The organism is Halobacteriovorax sp. RT-2-4 (assembly GCF_047085445.1).
Classification (GTDB): domain Bacteria; phylum Bdellovibrionota; class Bacteriovoracia; order Bacteriovoracales; family Bacteriovoracaceae; genus Halobacteriovorax_A.
In genome coordinates this window covers 2,012,140-2,031,967 of sequence record NZ_JBKIXY010000001.1, presented here as the reverse complement: position 1 = coordinate 2,031,967, position 19,828 = coordinate 2,012,140, and the positions used below count along the sequence as shown (strand labels likewise).

Annotated in this window: 21 protein-coding genes; 9 read left to right on the top strand and 12 right to left on the bottom strand. The window is 34.2% G+C overall.

Features of this window, described 5'->3' with window-relative positions:
* Nucleotides 1–9: 9 nt before the first annotated feature.
* The 5 genes from ACMAYL_RS09775 to ACMAYL_RS09755 are packed head-to-tail and all read left to right on the top strand — an operon-like array spanning nucleotide 10 to nucleotide 4,994.
* Complete coding sequence (locus ACMAYL_RS09775) at nucleotides 10–1,683, top strand: glycosyltransferase family 9 protein (RefSeq protein ID WP_412470444.1); 1,674 nt, start codon at nucleotides 10–12, stop codon at nucleotides 1,681–1,683.
* Nucleotides 1,680–2,300 carry a hypothetical protein gene (locus ACMAYL_RS09770; protein WP_412471039.1) on the top strand — a complete coding sequence of 207 codons (621 nt, stop codon included), beginning with the start codon at nucleotides 1,680–1,682 and terminating at the stop codon, nucleotides 2,298–2,300. The genes ACMAYL_RS09775 and ACMAYL_RS09770 overlap by 4 nt, the downstream gene beginning before the upstream one ends.
* A gap of 23 nt (nucleotides 2,301–2,323) precedes the next feature.
* Nucleotides 2,324–3,754 carry a sensor histidine kinase gene (locus tag ACMAYL_RS09765; protein ID WP_412471038.1) on the top strand — a complete coding sequence of 477 codons (1,431 nt, stop codon included), beginning with the start codon at nucleotides 2,324–2,326 and terminating at the stop codon, nucleotides 3,752–3,754.
* A complete protein-coding gene (locus ACMAYL_RS09760; RefSeq protein WP_103218499.1) occupies nucleotides 3,735–4,097 on the top strand; it encodes a response regulator in 363 nt (120 codons plus the stop codon). Before ACMAYL_RS09765 ends, ACMAYL_RS09760 begins: the two co-directional genes overlap by 20 nt.
* Nucleotides 4,098–4,994 carry an NAD(+)/NADH kinase gene (locus ACMAYL_RS09755; RefSeq protein WP_103218500.1) on the top strand — a complete coding sequence of 299 codons (897 nt, stop codon included), beginning with the start codon at nucleotides 4,098–4,100 and terminating at the stop codon, nucleotides 4,992–4,994.
* Nucleotides 4,995–4,996: 2 nt separating this feature from the next.
* On the opposite strand, the gene ACMAYL_RS09750 is transcribed toward ACMAYL_RS09755, so the two are convergent.
* From ACMAYL_RS09750 to ACMAYL_RS09705, 10 genes are all read right to left on the bottom strand, one after another.
* Nucleotides 4,997–5,719 (bottom strand): UDP-2,3-diacylglucosamine diphosphatase, encoded by a 723-nt coding sequence (locus tag ACMAYL_RS09750; RefSeq protein ID WP_412471037.1) that lies wholly within the window; start codon nucleotides 5,717–5,719, stop codon nucleotides 4,997–4,999.
* Nucleotides 5,720–5,749: 30 nt separating this feature from the next.
* A complete protein-coding gene (locus ACMAYL_RS09745; protein ID WP_103218502.1) occupies nucleotides 5,750–6,421 on the bottom strand; it encodes a PilZ domain-containing protein in 672 nt (223 codons plus the stop codon).
* A 112-nt stretch (nucleotides 6,422–6,533) separates the two neighbouring features.
* Nucleotides 6,534–7,364: a flagellin gene (locus tag ACMAYL_RS09740; RefSeq protein ID WP_103218503.1), complete on the bottom strand. Its 831-nt coding sequence runs from the start codon at nucleotides 7,362–7,364 to the stop codon at nucleotides 6,534–6,536.
* A gap of 442 nt (nucleotides 7,365–7,806) precedes the next feature.
* Nucleotides 7,807–8,640 (bottom strand): flagellin, encoded by an 834-nt coding sequence (locus tag ACMAYL_RS09735; protein ID WP_103218504.1) that lies wholly within the window; start codon nucleotides 8,638–8,640, stop codon nucleotides 7,807–7,809.
* Nucleotides 8,641–8,879: 239 nt separating this feature from the next.
* Nucleotides 8,880–9,185 carry a hypothetical protein gene (locus tag ACMAYL_RS09730; RefSeq protein WP_103218505.1) on the bottom strand — a complete coding sequence of 102 codons (306 nt, stop codon included), beginning with the start codon at nucleotides 9,183–9,185 and terminating at the stop codon, nucleotides 8,880–8,882.
* Complete coding sequence (gene rfaE2 / locus ACMAYL_RS09725; protein WP_103218506.1) at nucleotides 9,186–9,644, bottom strand: D-glycero-beta-D-manno-heptose 1-phosphate adenylyltransferase; 459 nt, start codon at nucleotides 9,642–9,644, stop codon at nucleotides 9,186–9,188. It lies immediately after the preceding gene.
* On the bottom strand, nucleotides 9,644–10,357 hold the full coding sequence (locus ACMAYL_RS09720) for an RDD family protein (protein WP_103218507.1): 714 nt from the start codon (nucleotides 10,355–10,357) through the stop codon (nucleotides 9,644–9,646). The genes rfaE2 and ACMAYL_RS09720 overlap by 1 nt, the downstream gene beginning before the upstream one ends.
* 34 nt (nucleotides 10,358–10,391) lie before the next feature.
* Complete coding sequence (locus ACMAYL_RS09715; protein ID WP_103218508.1) at nucleotides 10,392–11,114, bottom strand: RsmE family RNA methyltransferase; 723 nt, start codon at nucleotides 11,112–11,114, stop codon at nucleotides 10,392–10,394.
* A gap of 3 nt (nucleotides 11,115–11,117) precedes the next feature.
* Complete coding sequence (locus ACMAYL_RS09710; RefSeq protein ID WP_103218509.1) at nucleotides 11,118–12,086, bottom strand: 50S ribosomal protein L11 methyltransferase; 969 nt, start codon at nucleotides 12,084–12,086, stop codon at nucleotides 11,118–11,120.
* The gene (locus ACMAYL_RS09705; RefSeq protein ID WP_412471036.1) at nucleotides 12,070–13,590 is read right to left on the bottom strand and encodes an ABC transporter substrate-binding protein; all 1,521 of its coding nucleotides are present in this window, start codon (nucleotides 13,588–13,590) and stop codon (nucleotides 12,070–12,072) included. Before ACMAYL_RS09705 ends, ACMAYL_RS09710 begins: the two co-directional genes overlap by 17 nt.
* Before the next feature lie 114 nt (nucleotides 13,591–13,704).
* On the opposite strand from ACMAYL_RS09705, the gene udk reads away from it, so the two are divergent.
* The 4 genes from udk to ACMAYL_RS09685 are packed head-to-tail and all read left to right on the top strand — an operon-like array spanning nucleotide 13,705 to nucleotide 16,893.
* Nucleotides 13,705–14,355: a uridine kinase gene (gene udk, locus ACMAYL_RS09700; RefSeq protein WP_103218511.1), complete on the top strand. Its 651-nt coding sequence runs from the start codon at nucleotides 13,705–13,707 to the stop codon at nucleotides 14,353–14,355.
* Nucleotides 14,355–15,962 (top strand): ribonuclease J, encoded by a 1,608-nt coding sequence (locus ACMAYL_RS09695; RefSeq protein WP_412470448.1) that lies wholly within the window; start codon nucleotides 14,355–14,357, stop codon nucleotides 15,960–15,962. Before udk ends, ACMAYL_RS09695 begins: the two co-directional genes overlap by 1 nt.
* Nucleotides 15,963–15,980: 18 nt before the next feature.
* Nucleotides 15,981–16,496, top strand: coding sequence for a hypothetical protein (locus tag ACMAYL_RS09690; RefSeq protein WP_103218513.1), 516 nt, complete (start codon nucleotides 15,981–15,983; stop codon nucleotides 16,494–16,496).
* A gap of 10 nt (nucleotides 16,497–16,506) precedes the next feature.
* Complete coding sequence (locus tag ACMAYL_RS09685) at nucleotides 16,507–16,893, top strand: hypothetical protein (protein ID WP_103218514.1); 387 nt, start codon at nucleotides 16,507–16,509, stop codon at nucleotides 16,891–16,893.
* A gap of 63 nt (nucleotides 16,894–16,956) precedes the next feature.
* On the opposite strand, the gene ftsZ is transcribed toward ACMAYL_RS09685, so the two are convergent.
* On the bottom strand, nucleotides 16,957–18,495 hold the full coding sequence (gene ftsZ, locus ACMAYL_RS09680; protein ID WP_392993849.1) for a cell division protein FtsZ: 1,539 nt from the start codon (nucleotides 18,493–18,495) through the stop codon (nucleotides 16,957–16,959).
* Between the two features lie 14 nt (nucleotides 18,496–18,509).
* Nucleotides 18,510–19,763, bottom strand: coding sequence for a cell division protein FtsA (gene ftsA / locus ACMAYL_RS09675; protein ID WP_103218516.1), 1,254 nt, complete (start codon nucleotides 19,761–19,763; stop codon nucleotides 18,510–18,512).
* Nucleotides 19,764–19,828 lie beyond the last annotated feature (65 nt).

Sequence of the window (19,828 nt, the reverse complement as noted above, 5' to 3'; positions counted from 1 at the left end):
GAGCAATCAATGAACGCCTTAAAAAACGAAGCAGATAATAAAAAGACCATTGCAATAATTCAAACAACAAGAATTGGTGATCTTCTGCAAACATCTCATGCCGTTAAGCTACTAAAAGAAAATCATCCCGAATATAGAGTTGTCCTAGTAGCGCGTAAAAAATTTGCTACACCGATCATGTTCTTGTTAGAAAAGGTATTTGATAAAGTTGTAACAATTGAGCACAAAACAGCAATGTTTGGAGCTGACAATGTGAGAGAGGCCCTCTCTAAATTAAAGAAACAACTTAAAGAAATTAATGAACAAAATATCGATGTATCAATCAACCTCGCTTTTTCTAAATCTGCGACATATCTACATTCGCTTATTGAATCAAGTAATAAAGTAGGTCCATACTTCAACGACTTACATGAGAGAGTGATCACAGACAGATGGTCACAATACCTTTACTCAACAGTAATGAGAGGTGATCTTAACCCATTTAATCTAGTTGACCTATTCTCTTCAATCATTGGGACAACAAAGAAGCTCACTCATTTAAGTAATAAAGATTATTCAAGTGAAAAGAAAACAAATTTATTAATTCACCCATTTGCATCAAATGAAAAAAAGATGTGGAAAGCGAACCGATGGGTTGAAGTTATTTACCAAACATTAAAAAAGAATGAGAATGTAAAAGTATATATTTGCGGCTCTAATCAAGATCAAAAATCAGCAGATGAAATTTTAAATTCCGAGCTAATTAGGCCCTTTAAGGATCGTGTTAATCTATGGATTGGTTTTGATCTAAAAGAACTATATTCAAAAGTCGATAGTTCTTTTTTATTCGTGGGCCATGATTCAATGATTGGGAATCTTCTAAGTTTCAAAAACATAAAAACTTTAACAATATCCCTAGGTACTGTTAGGCCGCATGAAACAACTCCTTATGCTCTAGACAACTACAACCTAGCGCCTAAAACAGAGTGTGCTCCTTGTTTCCCAAAGGATGAGTGCACTGAGTTCAAATGTCACAACGATGTTCCATACAACATTACTCATCAATGTATTGGACAGTTATTAAATAATAACAAAATTAATATCGAGGAATTAAATAGCTCATGTTCGTCTCTCTCTTTAAGTAGAGTAAAGCTTTATCATTCTGACATGCTTGATAATGGAGACTTATATATTAGAGAATCACTACATAAGGATCAAGATGCAAAAGAAGTTATGCGAAATTTCTATCACATTGCGTGGACTAGCATTTTTACTGAAATTAACACTAGCATGGATATCCCTTCTTTTAATATTCAAACTAAAGCACAACTAAGTTCACAGTCAAAAGGTATTGAAACATTATATGAGCTGTCAGAATTTGGTAAAAAGTACTCGCGATACATAATCGAAGAAATTAGTAAGAATACACCAAGCTTAGAAGAGATAAAGAAGTTTTCAGCAAAACTAGATGAAATCGATCGTCTTAGTGATCTTGTATCGACTTCTTATCCACTATTAGCACCAGTCATAGACTTTGCAAAAGTTGCTAAAAACAATCTACAAGGAAATAATCTTGTAAAATTATCCGAAGCTGCATTCTACACGTATAACGAGATATCTCTTATGTGTAGTGTCCTTTACGAATTTTTCGAAAAATGCTCACTCATTAACAAGTCCAAACCAGAGGCAAGGGAAAATATATGATCACATTAGAACTAGGAAACGATAGCTTTTCTTTAGATGGAAATTCGATTTCCCTTAGACAGGCCATAACAGCAATTGAAACAGATGGTATATCAGATAATGAATCAATCACAGCAGTTGTCATTGAAGGCAAATCTTTTTCAATTGATGAAGTTGGAGAATTATTAGACTACACGCTCGAAGAGCTTGGCTACCCTAGTCTACAAATTAAAAACTCTTATGAATTGGCTTTTGAAGCATTGGATGATTGTAAAAGATATATTGATGAATTAGTTGATAAAATCTTAATTACTACAGATGAGTTCAATAAAGGAAATATTGATCAAGGGAACTTATTTTTTGCAGATTTAATTGAGTTACTCGATCTATATGTTCACTTAATTACGAGAATTCATGCTACGGCAAGAAAAGCAAACAAGAATTTCTTCTCAGATAAAGAAGTAATTAAGAATCTTGAGATTCACCTATTTTCAGTTATTAAAGCACTTATCCCAGCACGTGAAAACAATGATATTGTGATGCTTTCTGACTTGCTAGAATATGAACTAATAGATAATCTTAAACAGTGGAAAATCAGAGCAATACCACTCATTCAAGAGTCAAAGATAAATTTTTAAATATTTATGCAGATAAAGCTGTCTTGGATTCATTATTTCAAGACAGCAAATTTTTAACTACCTCAAAAAAAAATTCTCAACTACAGATCGTTAAATATAATAAAGATGAAATTGAATTAAAAATCAATAGTAAGAAATTCGTTCTAATGAATTCGACAGATTTTCTTTCTGATAAAATATGTGATGCAAAAGAGCTAACTCTACTGCCAAGCAAAGAATTTCAATTTAAAAAGAAAGATAGTATTCGATCATTCCTAAAGGCACTTACAAATGCAGATGAGTTAAATGGATTTAGCTCCTCTCAAATGCTCATTCACCAAAAAGGTACTACTAATATATACTCTATCACCTACAAAAATGATGAATATTATGAGACTTATCAAGAACCTACTTTTTTTAACACTTTATTCGCAAAAGTTAGAAAGAGTAAAAATAAGTCTTTTGATCAAAAAGAGTTACTTAATAAGGATATACAATTAGACGGACATTTCTTAGCAAAAGAATTATCGTTTCGTGACTTTAACTTAATTATTCTCCTATCACGTAATGACCTATTCCCTGTTTCAGATATAGACAGAACAAACTTCGACAAGTTGATCATTAAATCTATTCCTAAGTTATTTAATATAATAACTGTAGAAAGTAGCAGGCAATCAAAAATCGAAAGAGATAAAATTCTCTCTAATTTCCCTATCAATTCTTTTGTTATTGAAGATGATGGAGTTAAGATCAATCAAATCGGTATTGAAGATCATCAACAAGACACAAGCTCACTTCATCATGAAAGAATTCTACTAATGGGAGAACTCTTAAACACACTAAGGCACGAACTCAGTAACCCACTTTTTGGAATTGATCTTTCTCACAATCTTCTAATAGAACAAACTGAAGACTTCGATGTAAAAGATACACTTTCGCATATATCAAACAGCGTAAAAAGATCACAAGCTATTATTCAAGAGTTTTCAAATTTATATAAGGATGATGAAGAGTTCACTTCAACATCATTAAAAAACTTAATTGCTGAAACAATCATTTTAACAAAATCGGAATCAAGATCCCACAAAGTTAATTTTGACATGAGCAATGATATTGAAATAATGACTAACGGAACATTATTAAGTCAGGTTATATTTAATTTACTTATTAACAGCTCACAATCACTTAATGTTAACAATATTGCAAACTCAAGAATCGATATTAACGTTAGTGAAGTTAATAATAAGATTTTGATCGATATAATTGATAATGGGCCTGGAATATCTAAAGATATAGAAAACAATATATTCAATCCGTTTTTTACAACAAAAGACACTGGAACAGGACTAGGCTTAGCAATTTGTAAAAATTTAACTAAAAAGATTAATGGTGATATTTATCTCATTGAATCCGAAGAAGGCGCCCACTTCCAAATAAATATTCCCAAGGTAAATCATGAAAATACTAGTTGTTGAAGATGAGCTTCTGATACAGAAAACTATTGTAACTCTACTTAAACGAAAAGGGGTAGATGTTATGTCTACGGCCAGTGGAAAAGAAGCAATAGAACTTATCAAAGAACACAATTATGAGCGTATTATTTGTGATTTAATGCTTCAAGATATTACTGGTTTTGATATAATAGAAGAATCCAAAACTAAATATAATGAATCAGAAATTTCAAAGATTTTTTATATTATTACTGCATACAGTTCTGAGCAAATTGTTCAAAGGGCTGCAAGTTATGGTTGTAAAGTAATACAGAAACCTTTTGATGATATAAATAACTTTTTAAATGAAGTTATAATTGAGGAATAAATGGCAATAACAAACAAAGTAGCAATAATCTTAAAGCCAAAAGTAGTGACAGAATTTTCAACTGTTCTACCAAACTTAACAAATTGGCTAATAAGAAGAAAGGTCGATGTCTACTTTGAAAAATCTCAAGAATCACGCATCTTAAAAATATTCAAAAACAGCCAACCTGAAAATTTTAATTTCATTAATCGAGATGATATTGCTAAAAAATGCAAAATACTAATTACGCTTGGTGGTGATGGGACCTTAATTGGTGCTGTAAGAAGTAAAGATATTAAGAAGGTGAATATCTTTGGAATAAACATGGGTAATCTTGGATTTATCGCTGAGTTTGCAAAGCACGATTTCTATGAAGGTCTTGAAATGGCACTGAAAGGAAAATTAAAAACTCGCAAAGTTCAGATATACCAAGCTGAGATTACACGCCCTGGACACAAGAAAATTAAACTAAACTTTATGAATGATGCTGTTATTACTAAATCTGGTATTTCAAGAATGTTTAATCTTGAACTAGAGGCAAATGGCGAGAGTATATACAACCTAGCAGGAGATGGATTAATCGTGAGTACACCGATTGGGTCAACAGCATACTCACTAGCTGCGAATGGACCAATTCTACACCCTAGTGTTAAAGGAGTTGTCCTCACTCCAATTTGTCCACATGCCCTAACCCATAGACCGATGGTTCTACCAGATAATGAAACATTAAGTATTATTATTCCACGTGGGCAAGAAGACATTTATCTTACTATTGATGGACAAAAAGAATTTAAACTAGAGCCTAAAGACGAGATTCAAATAAAAAAATCTAGAAGTAGTCATGTAAACTTCTATATTAACGAAGAAAGAAATTACTTTAGAACGTTAAAAGAGAAGTTTAAATACGGAAGAAGATAAGATTAAATTAATTCTTCAAAACTATAGTCATCATTGATAATTAAAAACTTATTTGAAGCTGGTACGTATCCACAGTTATAGTATGAAAAATTCTCAGAAACGAATTCATCTTGATAATGACTATGGCCACAGATAATTATATCGACATTGTATTCTCTTGAAGCAATTTCAGCACTCTTTCTAAACTTATCGCGAATTCCATCATTCAATTGTGTTTGACCATATCGTTTTTCATTTCTTTGTCTACTTTTATGAGAAAGGTAATCCCCAATGGCCTTTACGATCTTATAATTGAATATATATTTCGAAATAAGTGCTAAAGGGTAACTCCTAATAAAGCCACGCCATACTCGGTAATTGAAATTTTCAATTTCTATCTCATCGCCATGGCAGAATAAAACTTTTCTTTCATTCACAATTTCTACAAATGGTTTAGTTTTTACAATTATTCCATTATCAGTTAGTAAGTCTTCAATATGAAAATCGTGATTTCCTTGTATATAGAAAATTGTCGCACCTATATCTTTAATTTCCTTGATACGTGTAAAGAACCAGTCGTATTGCTTTTCATACTCTTGGTAGCTTCCAACCATTAAGTCAAAAATATCACCTAGTAAATAAATACGATCATTTTCATTGAAATCAATAGATAGAAATTTTTTAAGAAATTCAGAATTTTTTTGATCCCATTTCACGTGGACATCAGAAATCACATAACAACTCATAAAGTAATCATATAGGATTAGTGCAGATAATCAAAGTAGATCTTTAATAAGATTATCACAACCCGCTTGAAGCTTTTTCACATGCTTTCGATATTCGGGGTTATTATCAATTGCAACTGCAATTCGATAAGCACCGTATGGAAATCTTGAAATCTGATAAGGTCTGATCTTCTTTTTATTTACAACATGGCCTTTCACATGAATTTTTTCTTTTGCAAATCCTACCTCAAAATTTAATACCTCATTCTTATTACTAAAGAGCTGTTCATATTGAGATGCACCCAAGACAAAAGAAATCCCTCCTTCACTTATATCGAAGATTTCATATTTTATATTTTGAAAACAACTATAAAGTGGAATCAAAGGCTCAAAGCGTTCATGTTCACGTCTCTCGAGTCTCTTCTCCTTTACTGGATACGAGATCTCTAAGCTATTACCATGTGATGCATTTAACTCGCTAATGAATATTAATTGTAAATCTGGAATATAGAACTTTAACAGTCCTGGCCCTCGAACAAAGTGGGCCAAGCTATCTCTTAAACCATCTTCTATTGTTAAAAAGATTTGTTTGGCAAAGGCATTAAGACTTTTTATTTTGGCCGGAAGTCTAACGATATTATGATCAATAACGTCCCAGACAATAACTTCACTGTTTTCATTTATTGATTCAATAATATCTTGTTCAAACTTCTTTGTGCTCATTTGTCTCTCAACCTTAGTATACTTCTTTCTCCTAAAAAGGCGGCCTTGGTCTCTCCTACACAAGGCCGCTTAATTATTTAAGAAAGGAGTGGGGGCAGGACCCCCATATTTATTAACCTACTAATCTAAGTGCTGCAGAGTTCAGATTATTAGCCTGTGCTAACGATGAGATACCTGCTTGCTTAGCAATATTAGAAGAAGCTAATTGAGATGACTCGAAGGCCACGTCAGCATCCTCAATTACAGATCTTGACGAGTCTAAGTTAGTCGCTTGAATCTCAAGGTTATTAACCGAAGATTGCAGCCTTGACTGAATCGCACCGAGATTCGCTCGTTGCTCTGATAAACTCGTAATGGCCTCATCCACGTTCTCCATTGACGATCTTGCATCATCTTTAGAAGAAACGCTTAAACCTGAAATATTCAGTGCGGATGAAGTTGCATTTGTTTGAGAAGGGTCATATTGAATTTGCCCACTATCGCCAGCAAAAGTACCAACCTGAATATCCATCTCGGAACCTGATCCATTTAATAATTCAATCGATCCATACTTTGTCGACTCAGCAATACGATCAACTTCTTTAACCAATTGCTGATATTCTTTATCAAGGAAGCCACGTTCAGTATCACCAATCGTATCCGATGCGGCCTGAACTGATAGCTCTCTCAATCTTACTAAAATATTACTTGTTTCATTCATGGCACCTTCAGCAGTCTGAACCATTGAAATACCATCATTTGCGTTTCGAGAAGCCTGACGTAAACCCTTAACTTGTGCTTCCATATTCTTAGCAATCGCTAAACCGGCAGCATCATCTGCGGACTTGTTAATCCTCTTACCACTCGATAACTTCTCCAAGGCCTCCCCGGAAGCTTTACCTGTTTGTTTAATGTTTTTCTGCACCATTTGCGCAGCGGTATTAGTTGCAATACGTAAACCCATTTTTTTCTCCTTTCCTCACGTCCTACTAAAATAGCTTTCAGACAAAATTAGTGTTCACAAATACCTGTTCGTTACACTCGGTTAAATACTTTAGTTAATCCCTCAAATATTTGGAAAAAAGTATATAAATTAACATGAATTCAATAGGTTAGAAATTAAGGTATCAATAATAAGTACTTAAAAAGTGGATGAAAATCGACATTATTTTTTGCCACTAATAAATGATTAGGATCATATTTTGAAATAAGATTTATGAATATAATTAGAAATGAGCGATTCTCTCTCCTGAGTTTCTGCTCTTTCAAGATTCTAGTGGGCCACGTGAAAACGTGGTCTATTTATTTAAGCTCAATTTTTCAAAATGAAAGTATAAGATAAATGAATAAGGGCCTTCCGAAGAAGGCCCTTACTTGTAGATGTTGCTTTCGATTTAGATTTTTACTTAACCGATCAGTCTCAGTGCAGATTGGCTCGAAGCGTTTGCTTGCGAAAGTACCGAAGTTGCAGAGTTAGTAAGGATATTCGCCTTAGCTAAGTTTGCAGACTCTGCTGCTACATCTGTATCTCTGATTCGTGAATTTGCGGCACTCATATTTTCATTAGAGATTTCTAGGTTATTAATTGTAGACTGTAGTCTATTTTGTAAAGCCCCTAGCTCCGCACGTCCACCAGACACTGATGTCATCGCCTTATCAATAGCCTCAAGGTTAGTCTGAGCGTCACCTTTTGTTGCAACAGAAAGCCCACCAATACCTAGGTCTTCTGTCTTAACTGATACTGCTGATGGCTTGTAAGCAATTCTGTCATTAGTTTCATCATTATATAAACCAATTTGGAATTCCTTATCGTCACCTTCACCATTAATTAGTGATGTTCCGTTAAACTGTACTGACTCTGCAATTCTATCAACTTCTTTAGTTAGTTGTTGGAATTCTTTATCAGTAAATTCACGTTCAGTATCACCAATTGTATCTGATGCAGATTGTACTGAAAGCTCTCTTAGACGAACTAAAATATTTGATACTTCGTTCATCCCACCTTCAGCGATCTGAATCATTGAGATACCATCACCCGCGTTTCTTGCCGCTTGTTGAGTACCTCTGATATTCGCTCTTAACTTTTCAGATATCGCAAGTCCTGCAGCATCGTCACTTGCCTTGTTAATTCTTGAACCTGATGAAAGCTTGTTTAAAGACTCATCTTGTGTTCTCTTAACTTGACCTAGACTTCTTTGTGCTGAAATTGACTGTGTGTTCGTGTTAATTCTTAATCCCATTACTATTCTCCTCGAATAAGCAACCTCCTTGTGTAATTTGCGTTGAAACTCCTTGTCTCAACAATTTTAAATCCCAAACAACCAGACCCATCTGGTTGCAATACCCATAACGGTTACTCGGAAATATTCTTGAGAGAAAAGTGGAAGATTTTTTACTTTTTTGGACGCAGTATTTGCCACGATGACAATATGATGCCGAACAGCTCCGACCGACTACTACAGGAGCTCAGGAGAATCAATTACTTAAGAAACAAATCGTTCAAATCAAGCATATACTGGAGCATTTCACTCGGTGATTTAATTTTATAATCAATAGGAAATCTATTTTTTAATGAAGTATTAATAAATGCAAAATCATTATTAGCAACATAGTGCTTACTTCTTAAATTTGATAATTTAAAATTACAATCTTGAAATTTTACAACAACGACTAATCCAGATTTGAGAGTAGCTTTAATTGTTTTTAAAATTTGCGAAAAAGGAATTTCAATACTAGATTCTTCGTTAGAAATAACAGCGTAATCTTGATGTAAATGTATATACACTTACGATCTACCTTGAATCTTTTCGATTAAATTCGTCGTAGAATAGCCGTCTTCAAAGTTTAGACTTAGCACTTGTCCACCATTGGCCGTTACAACATCATGTCCAACAATTTGCTCAATGGCCCAGTCTCCACCTTTAACTAGAGTATTTGGTAAAACAGCATTAATCAATTCATACGGCGTATCTTCATCAAAAATAAAAACCTTATCAACGGCTTTTAAATTTTCAAGCATAAATTGGCGATCATTCTCTGGATTAACAGGTCTATCTTCACCTTTCAAACGCTTAACGCTGCTATCTGAATTGAGTCCAATGATAAGTACATCACCGAGCTTCTTCGCTTCATTTAAGTACATTAAATGTCCACGATGGAGAATATCAAAGCAGCCATTTGTAAAAACAATTTTTTGCCCACTAAAGTTAGCTTCAACATAATCCTTTGCTTCTTGATATTTCATTACTTACTCTTTTTTAAACTATTTCCAAAGAACTTCTTATCAAGCCCTAGAATATACGGAAGACCTAAAAGTGGAATTGAAATGAATTCAAATAAAGTTCTTTCAATAATAGTATTAAATGCTGCTTCATTAGAAAGCTTTGGTTTTAATCCACAGATGTATTGACCAAAAGTAGGTCTATAAACTGATGTTATACGATAGATAATATGAATCAGCACAAATAAAGCAATCAAAAATCTATAATTTGAATTTTGAAGTGTGATTTCAATAAATGACTCTTGAGGTAGGCCACTTACTAAAAACATTGCAGCTAATGTGACAGCAAAAACAACTAAAGACACACTCATATCAATTATGTAAGAAGCAAAACGCCTTGCAATTGAAACATCTTGAGCTTTACTCTTAATTTCAATTTCACGATTTACTTTAGGAATCTCAGACTCAGTTCCTTTACGATAGAAAGCTTCAAGTTCTGATGGAACACTCATTTCTTTTTCACGGCCAAGAACTTTATTAAAGTTATTAACATGTGACTGAGTTGGTGTAACTTCAACTCTGGCACTTTTTAATACTTCTTTACTTGCTCTTCCATGGTGAAAGCCTAGACCTTCATTAATTGGCTTAAATGGTATATCTTCAATTTCAAAGTCTTCAAATTCTTCGAAGTCATTTAAATTTATTGGTTTCTTATTATGTTGTGTATCTAAATTCATCCCTGAGCCCTCTTATAATAGGATGACACATTTTTTATTTAACATCAAATTTTCCAAGTACATAGCCCACAATTGTCAGTACTGCACTTTCCGTTTTGAGAATAGGTGTCGCTAGCCTAAGGCCAATTACATTATTCTCTTTAAACATAAGTTCTTCTTCACGGTTAGAGAGACCACCCTCCGGTCCAATGATAATTAAAATACGTTTATCTTTGATGCTTTTAATGTCTTCGATATCATTACCATTTGCACGGGATAATGTCGTTAGGAATATATAATCATACTGATGGAAGATCTCAAAAAGAGCATCTAAACTAGCAGTTTCATGATGCACAATCGGCATATAAGGATTATTAGATTGAATTAACGAGCTTTCAATTACAGAGCTAACACGATCAAAGTTCTTTATTGACCAGTTAGAATAATCTGCTTGAAACGGAAATACTTCAGAGATACCGACTTGAGTTGCATTCTTAAGTGCGTTTTCAAAAGCCTCTCTTTTTGGAAGACCTATTGCTAAGTCGATATTTGAAAACTTATCTACTTTCTCAAAGGATTTTATTTTAAGAGAAACTTCTCTCTTGGTGCAATTTATAACTTCACTTGTATAACGACCACCTTGACCATCAAGTAGTAGTACTTCATCGCCTTTTTTAACTCTTACGACTTTAATTAAGTGGTGGCTTCGATCATCTGAAAAGCTTAGTATTCCATCAATCGATGGAGAAAGATCATCTCGAGTATAAATAGCACGCATGAACTACTCCTTTCTTAAAAGAATTGCAGACCAATCACCTTTAGATAATACATCAATTTTCTTCAAAGACTTATACTCTTCAATTACATCATTAACTTGTTCATTTAAGATTCCAGATAAAACTAAATAACCATTATCATCTAGGGAATCTAGGAGTACTTCCTTTTCTGAAACAAGAACATGCATAAGTATATTTGCAAAAACTAACTTGTACTTATCATCAAGATTAAAGCGTTTACGAGCAACTAGTCGATGTCCATTTAAGCGATCTTCATCTAAATTAAGTTTTAAGTTTTCATGACAATTATCAAGTGCTGCTGGATCAATATCAACAAAGTCTACGAGCATATTACTCTTTTTGATTGCACCAATACCTAGAATTCCAGAGCCACATCCAAAGTCTAGACACAGATCTTTATCCTTAAATGAATCCTTAACGGCCATAAAATGTTTCAAGCATAAATAAGTTGTTTCATGCTCACCTGTACCGAAGCCCATTCCAGGAATAATATAGATATTGTTATTATTTGATTTGTAATCTTCTTCTTTAAACCATTCAGGAATTACACTTAGCTCTGGAGTTACTTCAATAGGTGCATAGTGCTTTTTCCAAACTTCATTCCAATCTGAGTATTCCTCATCCTTAACTTCAATAGATAAGTCCATACCTTCAATCGCTTTAACAAAATCATGGGCCCTATTAATGTCACCTTGGAAGAAAAAGTAATTAAACTTTTTCACATCTTGGTCATCTGATATATCAACGACTTCATCAATAACAGATTCTGGAACATCTCCACCAGAATAGGCTCTTTCTCCTAAAATTTCATCAACACGAGCTTCTTCCATTGAGAATTCTTCAATCCCATCAACTTCAAAGTCATTAAGGGCGATTTTATTTACTTCTTCACACTGTGAGCTACTTTGAAACTCGATCGTAACAATTTTAAAGATTTCAGTTTTTACAGACATTCTCAATTTCCTTTAAAACTAGAAAGTTTCCATTTGGATATATCTCTTTCAGTTTTATACATTTACTCATCACCCAAATAACATGCGGGTGCCATAAACTAATATATGGGTATTGTTCGTTTACTACAATATTGGCTTTTTTATAAAGAGCAACTTCCTTCTTCTTATCAATAGTTTGCTCTGCCTTTACAATTAAATTATCGAATTCTTTATTATCAAAAAAGACACGATTTGCACCTTTTGGGGCCATATTTTCAGAGTAAAAAGCGAACTTAAGCATATCTTGACCAGTAAAGCCGATCCAACGCCCTAAATAAAGATCATATTCCCCTCTTTTGACTCCCCTAAGAAAAGTTCCCCACTCCTGAGGGACAACATTAACAACGAGACCAAATTTTTCGAATTCATTCTTGATAATTGTAACAAGTTCTTGTTGAAACTTATTACTACTAGTCTTCCAAGTTAGAGAGAATGTCTTACCTTCTGGGTCGTACCAAACACCATTCTTCCTTACAAAGCCCGCTTTTAAAAAAAGATCATAAGCGACTTTAGGATCAAACTCATCGACGGGCATGTCTATATAGAAACTCTTAAATGATTTTGCGAACAGTCCATTAGATGCAACAGCATTATTTTTAAATTTATATTCTATAATTTTGTTACGTGGAACGAGATGGCTTAACGCCTTTCTAATATTAACATTTTGTAGAACACCCTTCTTTTGATTTAGTCCTATAAAATTATAATCTGTTCCCAAAACCTTTTGAACATTCACATCACTATTCTTTTCTAAGTAGTTAACCTTACGAGGTGAAATATTAGCGACAGAAAGATCAATCTCACCTTTAATAAGCTTCAAAGAAAGGGTTGTTTCATCTTTAACGACAACAAAATTTAAATCATAATGACCTTTCTTAAGTGACTTCAAGTCGATTTGTAGTGGAGCAATTTTAGTAATCTTATAATCACCTGCACCTACAATATCGACCATTTCAACCTTATCGATAACGTCGTAATTAGGAATTTGAATAATTTTAAATAGAACTAAGTTGGGAAGATGATCAAGGCCAAAACTCTTATAAATTAATTCGAATGTTAATTTATCTATAATCTTAACTTCTGTTATATTTCCAAATGCGAATCTAAAAATTGATTTGATCTTAGCCGTTTCTGTGAAATAAAAATGAGACTTTTGAACATCTTTAGAAGTTAATTCTTCACCGTTAGAAAATTTGAGACCTGGCTTAAGTTTAAAGCGAATCTTATAATTATCCTTTGTGCGAAATTCCTTGAACGATTCACACAACTGACAAATAGGTTGCATATTACTGTCAAAGTCGATTAGTGATGCATTAATAAGACGATTGATATTTTGCGAATTTGCATCAGTTGAAAAAAATGGGCTTAAGCTATTAGGCGATGATGAGATTGCGACATTAAGACTCGCTCCGTAAACCATTGAACTTAGGAAAGAAATTAGCAAAATAGATAAAATTCTAGACATCGAATATCCCTGACGAATGACACAAATGTAATTATTATAAGATTATCACCTCTTTTATTTGATGTGAACTCAATCTGTGATAAGTTACTGAAAACATTCAAACAAAGGTCATCTATGAAGCTAATTGGAATCACTGGTGGTTCAGGTTCAGGAAAAACTACTTTTGCATCAAAGGTAATTTCTAAACTACCAAAAGAGAAAGTGTCAGTTCTATCAATGGACTCTTACTATCTACCAGAGCAACCAAAAGAGCATTATACGAAATCAGGACGACCAAATTACGACCATCCTCAAGCATTTGACTGGCCTCTTCTTCAACAACATATTACAGCACTGAAGAATGACGAGTCGATTGAAGTTCCAAATTACGATTTCAAAACGAGTAATCGTACCGCTACAACGACGACTTTAAAACCTACACCAGTTGTTCTCTTTGAAGGAATCTTCACACTTTTTGATCAAGAAATTAGAGAGAAATTAGATATACGTTGCTTTCTCCATGTTGAAGCAGATATTCGCTTCACAAGAAGACTTAATCGAGATGTTGCAGAAAGAGGTAGAAGTTTAGAAAGTGTTATCAATCAATACTACGATAGCGTACGTCCAATGTATGAAAAGTTTTTAGCACCTCAAAGACAATATGCAGACTTCATCGTTGGAGAAGAAACTGATGTTGCATCTGAGATATTAGCTGCAAGATTACTACAATTAGTTGAACACAATAAAGAATTCGAATTATTGCTGAATTCGACAAAAGGATCTTAATGTCTAACTTAAATATTTCACCTCTCGGCGGAGTTGGACAGATTGGTTCTAACGCGACTTTAGTATCATATAAAAATACAAACCTGATTATCGATAGTGGAATTCTATTTCCTTACGAAGACTGTTTTGATATCAACTACTTGATTCCAGATTTAAAAAATGTTGAAGTTGAGATTGATGCTTTAATTATTACTCACGGCCACGAAGATCATATTGGTGCGATATCTCACTATATTGAAAGATTTCCTGAAGCAGAAGTATATGCTCCAACTTTCGCAAAAGAACTAATTGAAGATAAATTATCGTATTTGAATCTTTCAAAAAAAATAAATCGCTTAGAGAGTCAATTAATCCTCAATGAAATTGAAATAGACATCGTCCATGTTAATCACTCTATTCCAAACACTAAAGGGATTCATCTTGGTATCAAAGAAATCGATACTGGAGTGCTTTTTATTTCCGATTTCAAGTGTGATTTTAATTCGGAATACGAGGAACCGATTGAATTAGAAAAGATCAATCTTCTGTCTAAGAAATTTAGTAATAGAATTGCAATGCTAGATTCTACAAATATTACAAGCAGCAATGATAGAACGACATCAGAGTCGGAACTAAAAAAAGACTTAGCTACTTTTATTTCAGACGCTAAGGGACGAGTATTCATAACTTGCTTTGCTTCTAACATTCATCGCCTACAAACTATTTTCAATATTGCTCAAGAACTCAAATTGAAAGTCGTTCCCTATGGTCGTTCATTACTTAAGTACACACAAATTGCTAGAGAATGTGAAATCTTCAATGATCATGGACTAGTGCGTGAAGTTGAGTCAGTAGCAGACTTAAAGAAAAAACATATTATTCTTTGCTCAGGTAGCCAAGGCGAGTTCAGAGGAACAGTAAAAAGAATTACAAGTACAAGTGATAAGTATTATAAACTTAATGAAACAGATACTTTCATCTTTAGTTCAAAAGCTATACCGGGAAATGAAAAAAAATTATCTCTTCTTTATAATGAAATTACAGATAAGGGTTGTGAAGTCATAACACATTACAATGGAATGATTCACGCATCTGGCCATCCTGGTAAAGCAGACCTTAAAGATGTATACGATCACTATAAACCAACGATTGCTATTCCAATTCATGGGGAAACATATTTTCTAAGAAAGCATTGCGAATTTATAAAATCAATCCTTCCTAATACACAAGCTATTGAGATTAAAAATCACGACTGCATTTCATTTACACAAGATGGTAAATTAAAAGTTAATCGTTCACAGGAGATTCCTCCAATTTTAATCCACGGCAATAGAATTGTTATTGAGCGCGAAAAAATTTCAGAAAGAAGAAAAATGGCCACCCTCGGTACAGTCTTTGTTTCTATTTCAAATAATAGTCTAAAACGTTCAAAACATAGAGTTCACGTAACAACAATGGGGATACCTGAGGATTCAGATCAAATTAGTCAACTACAAGAAATTTGCTTTGATTACTTCAACGAAAATGGAACGATCGATCAGAGAACAGAACGCATCAGGGTAGCGGTAAGAAGATATTTTCAAAATATACTAGGATATAGGCCCCTGGCCATTGTTCATATTTGCTAAGTCCATTAAACTAATAACATGGACAATTCAGTTATCATCATTGCATTACTTGTAATCATTGCTATTGCGCTATTTATGCTCATTGGGGTATTTGCATTCATTGCTTTTCGAAAAGAAATAAAGAAAGAAGAAACACAAGACGGAAAGCTAACTGATAAAATTAATAATCTCTTAGAAAAAAACAAGCCTCAAGAAAAAATTCTTGGTCTTTGTAGTATTTGTGAAAAAGAACTTGTTGAAAATGATTACTTCAATGTTGATGCTCTTCACCTATGCCGTGAACACTTCAACTTGTACTCAAAACACGAGTGGGTATCTATCACAAACGAAAGAACAACTAGTGAAACACCAGAAAAGGGTGTTTATATTTATAATTTTAAAAAGAATACTTGGAATAAACATAAAATCCCAACTTTCATCTTATGCGAGTATAAAATTGATGTTGAAAGTGACTTAATTGAAACTTATGTACAATTGCACGTTCAAAAAGAAATTGAAGATGAAATGAGGGAGAGATTGAAAATAGAAAAGTAAGGAAGTAAAAGTGAACGATCTTGAAATACTAAAAGGCCAAATTAATCAGATCATGAAAGAGAATAAACCAAATATTGTCTTTGATTCTAAACATGACCGCTTAATTAGAGAATGTGAAAAGGATTTAACATCAGCTGGTTTAAAACAAAAAGTATCTTATACTATTGATGCTTTAATGCCTGAAAAAAGAGATGTGAAATTTGGTGGTGGTCAATTTAGTCGTTGGCAATATGAATTGAGCTGGCAAGAATGGGAAGGAAACTACAGACTTGTCTTAAGAAATATTCCGCACAATAATTCAAAACTCTTAATTAAGCTTCCAGAAGATTTTAAGGCCGATACAGCAGAGCTGTTAGAATCATTCAAATCAAATATTTTAAAATCAAATTCATTATAAAAAAAAGGGCCCTTACGGGCCCTCTTTTTTGATGTTTCCATCAAATATACTTTGGGGGGAATCCTATCGCTCTACTTGGCGAAAAGTTTCAGTTCCAGAAGGTTGTTGTGTTTCTTCTTTTCTTAAGTATGAAGGAGTATCTAATTCATCTTCATCAAAATTGATAAAACCTAGTTTTTCCGCAATTGATTTTGGACGATCTGATTTCTCAGCAGTATTGTTCCCAGTTAATACTTTCTCATTGGCCCATGGGTCTACTTCAGACTTTGAAGCTTCATATTGAGATGCAGCTTCTCTAATTGAATCAGTAAGACTTGGTCTTTGAGTCGTTTCTAAGTTATCACCATCAAATGAGTGAGCTCTTGAACTTTCAACAACTGTATCTTGTACAAGTTGTTCACGTTGAGCTTCCATTTGAATCTCTCTCATTGCATCTACCTGTGGGTTAGATTGAACAGGAGCTTCATGGTAAGCAGCTTGTTGCATAGCAGGTTGAGCAACTGGTTGCTCATAAACTGGCTTTTCTTCAACAACTGGAGCAGCTGGAGCTACAGGTGCTACATATACTGGCTTAGACTCTTGAACAACTGGTCTTCTAAGTTCTTGTTGAGGAGCTACATTAACAGCTGCTTCACGACCACCAAGACCAGTAGCGATTACTGTTACTTTGATATTATCTTCAAGCTCATCATCAACTACTGAACCAAAGATTACTTCTGCATCTTCATCAGCTGCTTCCATAATTAAAGTAGCTGCTTCATTTACTTCATGCATAGTCATTGAAGAACCACCAGTGATGTTAATGATGATACCTGTTGCACCATCAATTGAAATATCTTCCAGTAGTGGTGAAGAGATAGCTTCATTAGCTGCCTTAATAGCTCTATCTGGACCTGCACAAAGACCTGTACCCATTAGAGCAAGACCTTTATTAGACATAACAGTTGAAACGTCTGCAAAGTCAGCATTGATATGACCAGTAGTATTGATAAGGTCAGAGATACCTCTAACTGCATTTAAAAGTACTTCATCAGCTTTCATGAAAGTTTCTACTAAAGATAAGCTTTCACCTGCTAATTGAAGAAGTCTTTGGTTAGGAATTGTAATTAGTGAATCAACATTTTCCTCTAGAGTTTGGATACCAGTTGATGCTTGTCTCATTCTCTTCTTACCTTCGAAGATAAATGGTTTTGTAACAACACCAACAGTAAGAGCACCAAGCTCACGTGCAAGTTTTGCAATTACAGGAGCTGCACCAGTTCCTGTTCCACCACCCATACCGGCAGTGATAAATACCATGTCAGATCCCTCTAGAACCTGGCTTAGCATTTCATACTCATCTAGAGCTGCTTTACGACCTACTTCTGGGTTGGCCCCAGCGCCAAGACCTTTAGTTAGCTCAACACCTAGTTGTACTTTTGTTGGTGCTAAGTTTACAGCAAGTGCTTGTGAGTCAGTGTTAGCAACAATATATTCAACACCAGTTAGACCGGCCTTAATCATTGTGTTTACGGCATTACAGCCACCGCCACCAACACCAACAACGCGAATCTTCGCGCCTTCAGTTAGTTTTAATTCGTTGTTGTCAGAAATTTCGAACATAAGTTCCCCCTTATTTAAAAAATTTCTCTGAATACTGATTTAATAGATCCTGATAATTTGCTTACAATATCTATTTGATTAATATCTTCTTCCTCTTCTACTTCAACTTCTCTGCCTTTTGAGGCTTCAAGTAGAAGACCTAATACAGTTGAAAATTTTGGATTTTGCATAATATTTGTCATGCCACCAAAAGCTATTGGGAAACCTATTTTAAGTGGTCTCTCTAGAAGATACTCACCAATCTCAGGCATTCCCTTAATCATGGCACCACCACCAGTAAGAACAACTCCCCCACTGATTTCATCACCAAGATTTTTTTCTTTAATAATATTTTTAATTAGATCAAATAATTCTTCCGCTCTTGCACCTAGTACATTTGCGACTGTGTGCAGTTGTACTTCTCTTGGCTTAGTTCCAGAAATCCCTTGAACTGTAATGTGAGCTGATTGATTAACTTGTTCTGGAAGAACAGATCCGTGGTTAATTTTAATTCTTTCAGCTTCTGCATGAGGAATCTTAAGTGCTACAGCTAGATCATTTGTGAAATGATTTCCACCGACTGGAATTACCTGTGTATGAACAAGAGCACCATCTTTCCATAGTGCAAGATCTGTTGTTCCACCACCGATATCAACTAGTAATGTCCCCATTTCTTTTTCTTCAGGAGAAAGAACTGATTCAGAAGAAGCAATTGGTTGAAGTGTAACGTTTTCAACTTTAACACCTGTATGCTCAACACACTTCACTAAATTTTGAATCAAAGAGATTGATCCAGTAACAATATGAACGTGTGCCTCTAGACGAGTTCCACACATACCAATTGGATTTTTAATACCAGTTGTATTATCAACTTTATACTCTTGTGCAATTACGTGAATGATTTCGCGATCACTTGGCATTACAACAGCCTTTGCTGCTTCAAGTACGCGATCAACATCATCTTGAGAAATTTCATTTCCTTTAACAGCAACAACACCAGAACTATTGAAGCTGTAGATATGACTTCCAGCGATTCCAATAGTTGCGCTATGGATATCAACTCCTGCCATTAGCCTAGCTTCTTCAAGCGAGTTATGAATTGAGCGTACTGTTTTATCGATATTTACAACACTGCCTTTCTTTAAACCATGACTTGGATGTGTACCAATACCAATGATTTCAAGCTCAGCTTTACCAGTGTTTTGATTAGAAATGTTTTGGATACCTACGATTGTGCAGACTTTAGTTGTACCAACGTCTAAACCGACAACGATGTTTTTTTCTTTCATTGAGAATCCTTTCTCTAGTTTTTCTTACAGAATCATTCTGTTAATAAAGAAATCTAACGGCAATT

Excerpts from the sequence above, each read along its gene's own strand:
- ACMAYL_RS09690 (WP_103218513.1), top strand. The coding sequence starts at position 15,981 with ATGGACAATTCAGTTATCATCATTGCATTACTTGTAATCATTGCTATT.
- ACMAYL_RS09740 (WP_103218503.1), bottom strand. The coding sequence starts at position 7,364 with ATGGGTTTACGTATTGCAACTAATACCGCTGCGCAAATGGTGCAGAAA.
- ftsZ (WP_392993849.1), bottom strand. The coding sequence starts at position 18,495 with ATGTTCGAAATTTCTGACAACAACGAATTAAAACTAACTGAAGGCGCG.
- ACMAYL_RS09755 (WP_103218500.1), top strand. The coding sequence starts at position 4,098 with ATGGCAATAACAAACAAAGTAGCAATAATCTTAAAGCCAAAAGTAGTG.
- ACMAYL_RS09770 (WP_412471039.1), top strand. The coding sequence starts at position 1,680 with ATGATCACATTAGAACTAGGAAACGATAGCTTTTCTTTAGATGGAAAT.
- ACMAYL_RS09750 (WP_412471037.1), bottom strand. The coding sequence starts at position 5,719 with ATGAGTTGTTATGTGATTTCTGATGTCCACGTGAAATGGGATCAAAAA.
- ACMAYL_RS09760 (WP_103218499.1), top strand. The coding sequence starts at position 3,735 with ATGAAAATACTAGTTGTTGAAGATGAGCTTCTGATACAGAAAACTATT.
- ACMAYL_RS09705 (WP_412471036.1), bottom strand. The coding sequence starts at position 13,590 with ATGTCTAGAATTTTATCTATTTTGCTAATTTCTTTCCTAAGTTCAATG.
- ACMAYL_RS09735 (WP_103218504.1), bottom strand. The coding sequence starts at position 8,640 with ATGGGATTAAGAATTAACACGAACACACAGTCAATTTCAGCACAAAGA.
- ACMAYL_RS09775 (WP_412470444.1), top strand. The coding sequence starts at position 10 with ATGAACGCCTTAAAAAACGAAGCAGATAATAAAAAGACCATTGCAATA.
- ftsA (WP_103218516.1), bottom strand. The coding sequence starts at position 19,763 with ATGAAAGAAAAAAACATCGTTGTCGGTTTAGACGTTGGTACAACTAAA.
- udk (WP_103218511.1), top strand. The coding sequence starts at position 13,705 with ATGAAGCTAATTGGAATCACTGGTGGTTCAGGTTCAGGAAAAACTACT.
- ACMAYL_RS09695 (WP_412470448.1), top strand. The coding sequence starts at position 14,355 with ATGTCTAACTTAAATATTTCACCTCTCGGCGGAGTTGGACAGATTGGT.
- rfaE2 (WP_103218506.1), bottom strand. The coding sequence starts at position 9,644 with ATGAAATATCAAGAAGCAAAGGATTATGTTGAAGCTAACTTTAGTGGG.
- ACMAYL_RS09745 (WP_103218502.1), bottom strand. The coding sequence starts at position 6,421 with ATGAGCACAAAGAAGTTTGAACAAGATATTATTGAATCAATAAATGAA.
- ACMAYL_RS09710 (WP_103218509.1), bottom strand. The coding sequence starts at position 12,086 with ATGTCTGTAAAAACTGAAATCTTTAAAATTGTTACGATCGAGTTTCAA.
- ACMAYL_RS09720 (WP_103218507.1), bottom strand. The coding sequence starts at position 10,357 with ATGAATTTAGATACACAACATAATAAGAAACCAATAAATTTAAATGAC.
- ACMAYL_RS09715 (WP_103218508.1), bottom strand. The coding sequence starts at position 11,114 with ATGCGTGCTATTTATACTCGAGATGATCTTTCTCCATCGATTGATGGA.